Annotated in this window: 14 protein-coding genes; 9 read left to right on the top strand and 5 right to left on the bottom strand. The window is 66.2% G+C overall.

All coding sequences use genetic code 11. The features are described from left to right. From J2126_RS10105 to J2126_RS10090, 4 genes are read left to right on the top strand one after another with little or no spacing between them, the layout of a single operon-like run. Nucleotides 1–471, top strand: a complete 471-nt coding sequence (locus J2126_RS10105; protein WP_209486375.1) for a NifX-associated nitrogen fixation protein — start codon at nt 1–3, stop codon at nt 469–471. A 16-nt stretch (nt 472–487) separates the two neighbouring features. Next, complete coding sequence (locus tag J2126_RS10100; RefSeq protein ID WP_029555930.1) at nt 488–688, top strand: CCE_0567 family metalloprotein; 201 nt, start codon at nt 488–490, stop codon at nt 686–688. Between the two features lie 22 nt (nt 689–710). After that, entirely contained in the window at nt 711–1,007 is a 297-nt protein-coding gene (gene fdxB / locus J2126_RS10095) for a ferredoxin III, nif-specific (RefSeq protein ID WP_168457254.1), read from the top strand. A gap of 59 nt (nt 1,008–1,066) precedes the next feature. After that, nucleotides 1,067–1,717 (top strand): nitrogen fixation protein NifQ, encoded by a 651-nt coding sequence (locus J2126_RS10090; protein ID WP_209486372.1) that lies wholly within the window; start codon nt 1,067–1,069, stop codon nt 1,715–1,717. 93 nt (nt 1,718–1,810) lie between these two features. Here the strand turns inward: J2126_RS10090 and J2126_RS10085 are convergent, their stop codons facing one another. The 4 genes from J2126_RS10085 to J2126_RS10070 form a co-directional block, all read right to left on the bottom strand. After that, the gene (locus J2126_RS10085) at nt 1,811–2,128 is read right to left on the bottom strand and encodes a hypothetical protein (protein WP_024281063.1); all 318 of its coding nucleotides are present in this window, start codon (nt 2,126–2,128) and stop codon (nt 1,811–1,813) included. 52 nt (nt 2,129–2,180) lie between these two features. After that, nucleotides 2,181–2,435, bottom strand: a complete 255-nt coding sequence (locus J2126_RS10080) for a hypothetical protein (RefSeq protein WP_209486370.1) — start codon at nt 2,433–2,435, stop codon at nt 2,181–2,183. 11 nt (nt 2,436–2,446) lie between these two features. Then, nucleotides 2,447–3,307: a 3-mercaptopyruvate sulfurtransferase gene (gene sseA / locus J2126_RS10075; RefSeq protein WP_209486368.1), complete on the bottom strand. Its 861-nt coding sequence runs from the start codon at nt 3,305–3,307 to the stop codon at nt 2,447–2,449. Nucleotides 3,308–3,423: 116 nt separating this feature from the next. Continuing rightward, nucleotides 3,424–3,885 (bottom strand): hypothetical protein, encoded by a 462-nt coding sequence (locus J2126_RS10070; protein ID WP_209486366.1) that lies wholly within the window; start codon nt 3,883–3,885, stop codon nt 3,424–3,426. A 384-nt stretch (nt 3,886–4,269) separates the two neighbouring features. Between J2126_RS10070 and J2126_RS10065 the strand changes: the two genes are divergently transcribed. Together J2126_RS10065 and J2126_RS10060 are read left to right on the top strand one after the other, a co-directional pair. Further along, nucleotides 4,270–5,898 (top strand): flavin monoamine oxidase family protein, encoded by a 1,629-nt coding sequence (locus J2126_RS10065; RefSeq protein ID WP_209486364.1) that lies wholly within the window; start codon nt 4,270–4,272, stop codon nt 5,896–5,898. An 11-nt stretch (nt 5,899–5,909) separates the two neighbouring features. Continuing rightward, complete coding sequence (locus tag J2126_RS10060) at nt 5,910–6,395, top strand: Rieske (2Fe-2S) protein (RefSeq protein WP_209486362.1); 486 nt, start codon at nt 5,910–5,912, stop codon at nt 6,393–6,395. 138 nt (nt 6,396–6,533) lie between these two features. Here the strand turns inward: J2126_RS10060 and J2126_RS10055 are convergent, their stop codons facing one another. After that, complete coding sequence (locus J2126_RS10055) at nt 6,534–7,121, bottom strand: hypothetical protein (RefSeq protein ID WP_209486360.1); 588 nt, start codon at nt 7,119–7,121, stop codon at nt 6,534–6,536. 532 nt (nt 7,122–7,653) lie between these two features. Here J2126_RS10055 and J2126_RS10050 point away from each other — a divergent pair. From J2126_RS10050 to nifS, 3 genes are all read left to right on the top strand, one after another. Then, entirely contained in the window at nt 7,654–7,974 is a 321-nt protein-coding gene (locus tag J2126_RS10050; protein WP_209486358.1) for a HesB/IscA family protein, read from the top strand. A 74-nt stretch (nt 7,975–8,048) separates the two neighbouring features. After that, nucleotides 8,049–8,450 carry a NifU family protein gene (locus J2126_RS10045; RefSeq protein WP_209486356.1) on the top strand — a complete coding sequence of 134 codons (402 nt, stop codon included), beginning with the start codon at nt 8,049–8,051 and terminating at the stop codon, nt 8,448–8,450. Nucleotides 8,451–8,499: 49 nt separating this feature from the next. Further along, on the top strand, nt 8,500–9,699 hold the full coding sequence (gene nifS / locus J2126_RS10040; RefSeq protein WP_209490020.1) for a cysteine desulfurase NifS: 1,200 nt from the start codon (nt 8,500–8,502) through the stop codon (nt 9,697–9,699). The last annotated feature ends 37 nt before the right edge of the window (nt 9,700–9,736 follow it).

The raw sequence follows: 9,736 nt of genomic DNA, 5'->3' as shown, positions 1-9,736 counted from the left end.
ATGGCCGAAGCAGCGCAAGTCATCGAGCCGTCTCAGGCCGCTGACTCCCCGTTCATCAAGCAACTCATCAAGGTCTGGCGCGCCCAGGACACCCACGGCGCCTGGGAAGGCAAGGCCGATCTCGACCTGATCGAGCCTTACATCGTCGACAAGGAGGCGCGCCGCGCGCTCCCCCTCATCGGCGATCCCGACCCCGAGACCATCTGGCGCCTGGAGCTGTTCTTCAACGCGATCTGCCTGATGATCGAGATGGAGACGCGGGTGATGATCTCGCCCATGCTCAAGATGAGCCACGAAGGCTTCGGCCGCATGGTGCTCATCGGCGGGCGGCTGATCGTCGTCAACAAGCAGCTCCGCGACGTCCACCGCTTCGGCTTCGATAACCTGGCGAAGCTCGCCGAGGAGGGCACGAAGTTTGTCCAGCAGGGCGTTGAGATGATCAACAAGTTCCCCGAAGTGGCGAAATACTGAGACCCAAGGTGCACCCATGAGCGACGTGGACGAACTCAAGGCCGAGATCAAGAAGCTGTCCGCCAAGGCGACGCAGTCCAAGATGGACCTTCACGATCTGTCGGAAGAACTCCCGATCAACTGGGAGCAGATCATGGTTGTCGCAAAGAAGGCGCACGACGCCTTCGCCGAGCTTGAGAAGAAGCGCGCGGACTTGAAGGGACTCGAGGCCGCCTAATATTTCAGAAGGCGATTTTCAGATGTCTAACGAAACCAGGGATGGTCGAGCCTGGCAGCCAGACTACCTGCTCGACATCGACAAGGACAAATGCATCGGATGCGGCCGCTGCTACAAGGTGTGCGGCCGCGACGTGATGACCCTCAAGGGCATCAATGAAGATGGCGACGTCGTTTCTCTCGATGACGACGAGGACGATGAGGTCGAGAAGAAGGTGATGGTCATGAACGATATCGGCGCTTGCATCGGTTGCGGTGCGTGCGCCCGTGTCTGCCCGGCCAATTGCCAGATCCACGGCCTGGAGAAGGCCGCCGCCTGAGGCGGATTCGCCGAGCGCGGGCCTTTTCGGCCCGCGCGTGTCCTTCAAGGAGTGCCGCCATGCGCGCCGAAGAGGTCTATGACTGGTTGATCGCGTCATCGTCCTCCTCTGGTGCGGACGCGCTCGATGTTCATGTGGCGGCCTCCATCGTCAGCCTCGCTTTCGCTGAGGCGGAGGAGGACGGCAGGGAGCGGCTCGAGGCCCTCGGCCTCGACCGCGCGGCCTTCCTGGATGTTGCCGCCATTCTTTTTCCCACTGCGGCCCCTGTGCTTGCAGCGCAGGTTGACCCGCGGGCGATCGAGGTGACGCCCGAAGAACAGTCGGTACGCGACATCCTCGGCATCTATTCTTCCGATGCCGGCCGGCTGCAAACCCATTTCATCGCCATGATCGCGCGGCGCTGCCAGTCCCCCCACCATCTGTGGCAGGATCTCGGGCTGCGGAGCCGTGCCGAGCTGCGCGAATTGATGACGCGTCGCTTCGCGCCGCTCGCCCGCAAGAACAGCCAGGACATGAAGTGGAAGAAGTTCCTCTACCGCATGGTCTGCGGATCGGAGGGCTTCACCCTGTGCGCGGCGCCGGTGTGCTCGGACTGCGATGAATTTCACATCTGCTTCGGCGCGGAGGATGGCGAATCCCGTCTCGCGCGCAACGCCCGCGCGGCGGTCAATGCAAATGAGCCGATCGTCCTGGCGGAGGCCGCCGAATAGTCCTGTATCATTGCCCGCCAATGTAAAAAGCCCCGGCATGCCCGGGGCTTTTTGTCTTCAACGGATCCGGTTGCGGTGCCGCTGGCGCCACCTTCACTCGATGCCTTCGCTCCGGGCCCGCCACATCATGGCGATGCGGAAGCGCTCGTTGATCGCGGCGGGGCTGGCGAGGATTTCCGCCTCGGCTTTCTTGAAGGCGGCCTCGACCGCTTCCGCCTCTTCCTTGGTGAGCGTCACCCGGCCGGCGATGTGGGTCGCCTCGGGGTGCACCTCCCAGATCTTGCGGCGGTTGGGGTGCATCTTCACCTCGGTCAGGTCGAAGGCTTCGAGCTGGCCGTCGAACAGGATTGCGAGGCCGGACACTTCGAGCTTGCGGCCGTCGGAAGTGGTCTTGATGAGCGTGGTCGCCATGTTCGTCTCCCGTCGGCTTTCGCCGGTCTGTCATCCGCGCGCGGCGTGCGCCTCAGCCTTCCGGCGATGCGAGCCAGCTGTAGCCGCCCTGGTCCCAGAGCTGGGCCAGGACTTGGTCCGAACTCCAGTCCGGATACTGGACCCGGATCGTTTCATAGTCGCCGCGGAACCGCTCCGCGTCCTCTCCGGAAATGTCCGCAACGAGGCCGTCCGGCTTGAAGCGCAGGACGAAATGGGTCTGGTCATCAGCACCGTGCAGCGTGAATTCGTCGCCGTCGCCGAGAAGCGTGAGGTCGTCGGTCGCCATGGCGTTTCCCCTCAGGCCGCCGCCGCGCTGGGCGTCTCGTCCTTCAGGCCCCATTCGGCCCACGAGCCGTCGTAGAGCGCGACGTCCGTCTTGCCGAGGAGGTAGAGGGCGAGCATGACCACGCAGGCAATGGTGCCGGAGGCACAGGTGACGACGATGGGCTTTTCCAGATCGACGCCGGCGGCAGCGAGGCGCGCTCTGATGGCGTCGGGCTGAACCAGCTCGCCGCTCTCCTCGACGATGAGATCGCCCCACGGCAGGTTGATGGCGCCGGGGATGTGGCCCTTCTTCTTCGCCGGGAAGACATCGTCCTGGCTCCCGGTGAATTTCGCCGGCCCGCGCGCGTCGATCACCTGTTCGGTGCCGGAGGCGACGTTGGCCAGCATCTGGTCCAGCGAACGTACCAGCGTGGGGTCGAGCACGGCGGTGAAGGTCTTGGGCTCCGGCCGCACCGGAGACATGTCGGACGGGAGCTTCTCCTTCACCCACTTGCCGTAGCCGCCGTCGAGCATGGCCACGTCGTGATAGCCGAAGGTGCGGAACATCCACCAAACGCGCGCGGCCGCCGCGCCGCCGCACATGCGGTCGTAGACGATCACCTTGTCGCCATCGCCGATGCCAAGCAGGCCTACTTTCTTGGCGAACTCCGCCGCCGGCGGCAGCATGTGGGGGAGGGGGCTGGACTTGTCCGCCACGGCGTCGATATCGAAATGCACCGAGCCCGGCAGATGGCGGCCGCGATACTGCGTGCGCCCGTCCATGTTGGAGCTTTCATGCAGCCAGGTGCAGTCCAGAATCTTCACGTCCGGTGCCGACAGATGGTCCGCCAGCCATTGGGTGCTCACCAGCGGTCCGGGAAGAACGGTGGACATGACGCAAGGCTCTCCTGTGGCTGTGGAATGGTCTCTGGTCGGCATTCACGTCCGGGCAGCGCGTCCCGGGGCAGTCACGTCCCGGGGCACGGGGCCCCGGGACGAAATCAGATGGCTCAGCGCACCTTGGGCAGGCTGAAGCCGGGGCGCGGATGGGCGTCGTAATAGTCGGGACGCTCCGGCCAGCCGCCTTCCGGATTGACGGTGAACTTCACCACCTTCACCGGGGCGCCCGGCGAGCAGGAGACTTCCGCAAGCTTGATCTCGCGCGCGCCGGGACCGACAGAGAAGTCGGCGACGGTCTTGCCGTCGGCGGTCAGCGCGCGGGCGAAGCCGGGCGTGCCGACTTCAGACGCCTTCACGGCTGCTTCGACGAAACTCGGCACTTCCGAGCCGTCCTCGGAGGGCGTGCTGAAAGCCGGGGTCGCAAAGGTGAATGCGGCAAGCTTGCCGCTGCGGTCCACCGCATGATCGGCGCTCACCGGCCGGGCGACGGAATAGAAGGTGAGGGTGCCGCCCGCGAGGGCTGCCTTGATGTCGTCGAGCGAGGACGACGCGAATTCGGACGCGACGAGCATTTCCAATCTCCGGGGGCAGAAACGGTCAAACGAACTGTCCCTCAACGGGATCAAGTTTCGTGCCAGCCCGCCGGCGGGTGGGCGCGATGACTTCGGCTCGTCTCGCAAAAGGGTCAAAAATCTCGCGCCGACGCGGGTTTGCGGCCGTGGACAGGCCGGAAGACGGCCGATTGGCCGGAGGTAAATGTGGGCGCCATGTCGGAAATCCGTCGCACCACGCGGGAAATGCGACGCTGGCGAGGTGTGCGATCCCACAGGGCGAGGGCCAAAGCCGTCCGCGCCCGCCGCCGCAGGGCGTTGGAAATGCCCGCAAGGCCATATTTCCCGGAACTGTGCGCGAATCTTGCAAGGGCTCCAATCAGCAAGATTCGCGAGGACTGTTCCATGCTGGATACGGCGATCATCGGCGGAGGGCTCTGCGGCCTCGCGCTGGCGCGGCAGTTCAAGATGCAGGGCCGCAGCTTCACTGTATTCGAGGCGCGCCCGCGGCTCGGCGGACGCATCCTGTCGGCCGTGGCCGCCAGCAATGGCGCGGCGTTCGATCTCGGCCCCACCTGGTTCTGGCCCGAGACCCAGCCACTGATCGCCGCCTTCGTCGCCGAACTCGGCCTCGTAGCCTTTTCACAGCATGACGAAGGCACCGTGCTGCACCTGACCGAAGCCGACAAGCAGCCGCAGGCCTTCACCCAGGAGGTTCACGGCGGCGCGCAGCGCGTGGCCGGCGGCATGGCCCGCCTGGTATCGGTCCTGGCCGAAGGGATCGGCGAGGAGCGCCTGCGCCTCAACCACGTGCTCCACAGTGTGGAGGACAAGGGCGACCACGTGGTCCTCACCTTCCGCGTGGACGACGCCTTCATCATCGTCGAGGCCCGCCATGCGGTGCTGGCCCTGCCGCCCCGCCTCGTCGCCGAGACGGTGCGCTTCATTCCCGAGCTTGACCACGCCACCTTCGACGCGATGGGTGCCGCGCCCACCTGGATGGCCCAGCAGGCGAAGGTGGTGATGGCCTATCCCTCAGCCTTCTGGCGGCTCGCGGGCCAGTCGGGCAACGCCTTCGTTACTCATGAGCAGGCGGTGGTGGGCGAGATTTTCGACGCCTGCGACGTCACCGGCGCGAAGGCGGCGCTGGGCGGCTTCCTGAGTTTCCCTCCCGACCTGCGCGAAGCCTTCGCCGATGGCCTGACCATGTTGATGGACAGCCAGATGGCGCAGGTGTTCGGCTCGGCTGCGGACGGCGGCGAGCAGCTCTATCAGGACTGGGCGTCGGAAGCCTTCACCTGTTCGGCTCGCGACAAGGCGGAGCCGCGCGGCGAGCATGTCGCCTTCTCCAATCCCCTGCTGCGGCGGCCACTGTGGGACGGGCGGCTGCATCTCGGCGGTTCGGAGACGGCGACGCAGGGCGCCGGCTATCTCGAGGGTGCGCTGGAGGCCGCGCGCCGCATTGACCGCGCCCTGTCCCGCGCGCGGGCGGAGGAGACGGGGATCGCCATTCCCGAGGGCTTGCCGGTGAATGGCGCCAGCATCGCGCGGTTCGCCAATTGGGTGGCCGGCCAGAACGATGCGGCATTCGAGGCCTATCGCATCCGCCTCAACCGCGCGCTCGCCAGCCAGGATCGCGAACAGCTTACCCAGCGGGCCATGCTGGGGGCCATAGAAGACATCTACGAGCGCGCGGCCGATCTGATCGAGACCCTGCCCTTCGACATGACCGACGTGCCGGTGGAGAAGGGCCGCTCTGCGCTGATGAGCGACGTGCAACTGCCGTTCCGCGATTTCATCCAGACGCTGCTGGATGATGTTGTCGCGTTCAACCGCACGTCCTGTGCACTTTCCAACTTTCCCGGCGAGCATCACCTCTCGCGCGACTATGTGCAGACCATCCTGCGCGACGTCGCCGCCGCCTGGCGCGACTTCTGCCTCGCCGCCAACCGTCGCCTGCTCGCCAAGGCCGAAGCCGGCACCCCCCTTCCCCCCGGTGCCGCCAGCGGCCCGGTCCTGACGCGCGCATCGTGAACGAGGATCAGATGGAACCGACCGTCATCGACAACGAGGCCCCCCAGGATGCCATCCCGAACGACGCGGCCACCGTCGCCTACGTCATCTGCTCCATGAGCGACATCCCCAGCCAGAGGGCGCGGGGTTTCGAACTGATGCAGGTGGCGGAGGACGGTACCGAACAGCCGTTCAAGATCGTCGTGGTGCGCTGGGGCCGGCAGGTGTTCGGCTATATCAACCGCTGCCCGCACGACCAGGTGCAGCTGGACTGGGAGCGCAACCAGTTCCTCGACCCGAACGGCATCCGCCTGATGTGCGGAAAGCACGGCGCCCTGTTCGAGCTCGGCACCGGCGTGTGCCTCGAAGGGCCGTGCAAGGGCAAAAGCCTCATCCCGGTCGCGCTCACCGTGCTCGACAACGACATCTGCGTGACCGGCGTGACGCTGGCCGAGGAGGTCGATGACGACGATGAGGACGAAATCACCTCCTGTTCGGACGAGGGCGGCGGCGTCTGAACGGCGCCTCGGATCGAGATAAAAATGGCCGGGTTCTGCCCGGCCATTTTCTTTCGTCCTCAGTCGTCGCAATCCGCTGCCGGAACCGTCCCGCGCGTCCTGCCCCCTACGGCAGGCGGCGCGCGGGGACAGGCCCGCTCAGACCGGGCGGTTTTCGTTGCGGTTCTTCACCGGCTCCATGAGGGACACGCCCTTTTCATATGAGATGATCTCGTAGTCTTCGTGCCACGCCGCGGCGGCGTCCAGCACCACATCGGTCTTGCCGCCGGTGTCCATCTTCTTGATGTCGTTCTTGTCGATGGAAAGAAGGTCGGTCATCTCCTTCCACACGGTGCTCTCGTCGCAGGGCAGGACGTAGAAGGTCTTGCCGTTGTGGGTGACGCGGTACTTCGCCAGCAGGTCGATATTGTTGCAGAAGAGGAAATACTTTCCGTCGGGTGCCAGCGCGTCGCCGAGCACGTCCACCACGTCGGAGAGGAAAGCGAAATTCTGCAGGTAGCCGGCCATCACCGGGATGGTGGACTTGCCTTCCTCGGCGAAGGTCAGCACCTGCTCCATGGTGTATTCCGGCGGGCGCTTCTCGTCGGCCACCTGCTGCTGGAACTTCAGCGCAATGTCGCCACGGAAATCGAAGCGGCCCGGCTTGGTGGGCTGCTTGAGCACGGCATTCAGGAGTCGCCCCTCTTTATCCAGCCGGCCCAGGGGGGTGTTCTCGATCGCGGTCATCAAAAAGGTCTCCGGTTCAGCTCACGACTGTTCAGACGGGTCTTGGTTCAACACGGGCGCGAGCCGCGCTCACTGCGGACGGGATCGTCCGGGAGAGAGTGCCGCCCTCCGCCGAATGCGGTTCGGCGGGCCGCCCGCGCAGGGGCAGGCGCTGCGCTTCATGCAAGGCCTTTGCCGCTTTGCGCCACGCCCGCGCCGAAAGCGCGCCGTCGCGACAATTCGCCGTTTGCCGCCCCTCTCCGCTCTTCACCGCGCGCCCTTGCTGGCTTCCGCCATGCCGCGCGAAGCCAGCAAAGGCGCGGGCGCACGGGAGTGGGGATGGGATCGGCGGGTCGCGGGGCTCGCCTGTCGGCGCCATCGCGCCCGGGGGCGTCGCCGACCGGCGCGGCCGCCGGTGGCGTGTCCGAAACCGGACACGCGTCGCAAAGGCAACAGCTTCGATCCCGAAAATCGAAAGAAATCAGTTCGTTGCTGTCTGGCATGAGGATTGCTGATGTCTTGCCAGACCAGTCTCTCAAGCGAAGGTCGAGCAATGATCAATTTGACCGACAGCGCGCTTCATGCGGTCCGCGACGCGATCCATGATGCCGACCAGCCCATCAGCGGCCTGCGCATCATGGTCGAGACCGGCGGCTGCGCGGGCTACCAGTACAAGATGGGCCTCGTCAGCGACGCCGAGCCCGACGACACCGTTGTGGAGCGCGAGGGCGTGCGCGTCTTCGTCGACAACAAGAGCCACGAACTGCTCGCCGGCACCACCATCGATTTCGTGGTGGCCCTGGAGGGTTCGGGCTTCACCTTCGAAAATCCGAACGCCACCTCCAGCTGCTCCTGCGGCAAGTCCTTCGGCTAGTCCTTCGGCTGACCGCCATCCGCGCGCCGTCCCCTGCCGGGCGGTGGAACAGAGAACACACAGAGGATATTGCGATGTTGGCCGAGACCGAAGCGCCCGCCCCGCTGAGCCGTGAAGCCCGCCGCGAGGCGATCATCCGCGAGGTGATCGAGGAGATCCGCCCCAACCTCATCCGCGACGGCGGAGATTGCGAGCTGGTGGAGATCGACGGCACCAAGGTCATGGTGAAGATGACCGGCGCCTGCGTGTTCTGCAAACTGGCCAGCGAGACCATCGAGGGCATCCAGTCCAAGATCGTGGAGCGGCTCGGCGAGTTGATCCGGCTGATCCCGGTCGCCGGCGCGCAGAACAAGCCGCTGGTGAGCCTGAAAGGCCCCACCCCAGCGCTCTCCGCAGCGCCCAAGCCGGCCGCGCCGAAGCCTGCCGCAGCGGCTCCGGCGGTTCCCGCCCCGGCGACGCCGTCTCCCATCCGCTGACGGCTGCCCACACAGCAAGACGCCGCAGCCGAACCGAGGGGTGAGCGCCGTGCGCCCGGTCTATCTCGACAACAACGCGACGACGCGCACCGACCCCGCCGTCGTCGCGGCGATGCTACCGTTCTTCTCGGAGCATTTCGGCAATGCCTCGTCCACCCATGCGTTCGGTGAGCATGTGGGCGAGGCGCTGAAAAAGGCCCGCAAGCAGTTGCAGGCCCTCCTCGGCGCCCAGTTCGACCACGAGATCGTCTACACCTCCGGCGGGACGGAATCCGACAACGCCGCCGTCCTCTCCGCGCTGGAGACGCAGGAGGGGCGGGACGAGATCGTGACCACCACGGTAGAGCACCCGGCGGTGCTCACTCTTGTCGCGCATCTCGAGAAGACGCGCGGCATCAAAGCTCACCTCATCGGCGTGGACGGCCAGGGCCGGCTCGACCTCGACGCTTTTGCAGCGGCGCTGTCGCCGAAGACGGCGCTGGTGTCGGTGATGTGGGCGAACAACGAGACGGGCACGCTGTTCCCGGTCGCGGACCTCGCGCGGGAGGCTCATGCTGTGGGCGCCCTGTTCCACACGGATGCGGTGCAGGCGGTGGGCAAGGTTGCGATTGATCTCAAGTCCACCGAGATCGACATGCTGTCGCTCTCCGGACACAAGTTGCACGGCCCCAAGGGTATCGGCGCGCTCTATGTGCGCAAGGGCGTGAAGTTCCGCCCGCTGGTGCGCGGCGGACACCAGGAGCGCGGGCGGCGGGGCGGCACCGAGAACGTGCCCGGCATCATCGGCCTTGGCGCTGCGGCCGACCTCGCCCTCGGCCATATGGAGGAGGAGCGCACCCGCGTGAGGGCGCTGCGCGACCGGCTGGAGCAGGGCATCCTGCAGCAGGTCAGCCACACCCTCCTCAACGGTGACGGCGACAACCGCCTGCCCAACACCGCCAATGTCGCGTTCGAATATCTCGACGGCGAGGCGGTGCTGCACAATCTCAACAAGGCCGGCGTCGCGGCCTCCACCGGCTCGGCCTGCACGTCGGGCTCCACCGAGCCCTCCCATGTGCTGCGCGCCATGAACCTGCCGGCGAGCGCGCTACATGGGGCGCTGCGCCTGTCCCTGTCGCGCGAGAACACGGCCGAGGACGTGGACCGCGTGCTGGAGGTCCTGCCCGACATCGTGGCCCGCCTGCGCGCCATGTCGCCGGCCTGGGCGGCGGCCACAGGCGGTGCGTCCGCCCTCGCCGATCATGTCTGACCTTGGCCGCGCTTACGCCCGGCGCGCGGCGCCAAAC

Origin of the sequence: Xanthobacter flavus (assembly GCF_017875275.1) — a bacterium.
Classification (GTDB): domain Bacteria; phylum Pseudomonadota; class Alphaproteobacteria; order Rhizobiales; family Xanthobacteraceae; genus Xanthobacter; species Xanthobacter flavus_A.
Note: the sequence above shows the minus strand (reverse complement) of the source record. Positions and strands in the feature narration are given on the sequence as shown.

Bases quoted from the DNA above. Each gene is read 5' to 3' on its own strand.
- J2126_RS10105 (WP_209486375.1), top strand. From the start codon at position 1: ATGGCCGAAGCAGCGCAAGTCATCGAGCCGTCTCAGGCCGCTGACTCC.
- J2126_RS10100 (WP_029555930.1), top strand. From the start codon at position 488: ATGAGCGACGTGGACGAACTCAAGGCCGAGATCAAGAAGCTGTCCGCC.
- fdxB (WP_168457254.1), top strand. From the start codon at position 711: ATGTCTAACGAAACCAGGGATGGTCGAGCCTGGCAGCCAGACTACCTG.
- J2126_RS10090 (WP_209486372.1), top strand. From the start codon at position 1,067: ATGCGCGCCGAAGAGGTCTATGACTGGTTGATCGCGTCATCGTCCTCC.
- J2126_RS10085 (WP_024281063.1), bottom strand. From the start codon at position 2,128: ATGGCGACCACGCTCATCAAGACCACTTCCGACGGCCGCAAGCTCGAA.
- J2126_RS10080 (WP_209486370.1), bottom strand. From the start codon at position 2,435: ATGGCGACCGACGACCTCACGCTTCTCGGCGACGGCGACGAATTCACG.
- sseA (WP_209486368.1), bottom strand. From the start codon at position 3,307: ATGTCCACCGTTCTTCCCGGACCGCTGGTGAGCACCCAATGGCTGGCG.
- J2126_RS10070 (WP_209486366.1), bottom strand. From the start codon at position 3,885: ATGCTCGTCGCGTCCGAATTCGCGTCGTCCTCGCTCGACGACATCAAG.
- J2126_RS10065 (WP_209486364.1), top strand. From the start codon at position 4,270: ATGCTGGATACGGCGATCATCGGCGGAGGGCTCTGCGGCCTCGCGCTG.
- J2126_RS10060 (WP_209486362.1), top strand. From the start codon at position 5,910: ATGGAACCGACCGTCATCGACAACGAGGCCCCCCAGGATGCCATCCCG.
- J2126_RS10055 (WP_209486360.1), bottom strand. From the start codon at position 7,121: ATGACCGCGATCGAGAACACCCCCCTGGGCCGGCTGGATAAAGAGGGG.
- J2126_RS10050 (WP_209486358.1), top strand. From the start codon at position 7,654: ATGATCAATTTGACCGACAGCGCGCTTCATGCGGTCCGCGACGCGATC.
- J2126_RS10045 (WP_209486356.1), top strand. From the start codon at position 8,049: ATGTTGGCCGAGACCGAAGCGCCCGCCCCGCTGAGCCGTGAAGCCCGC.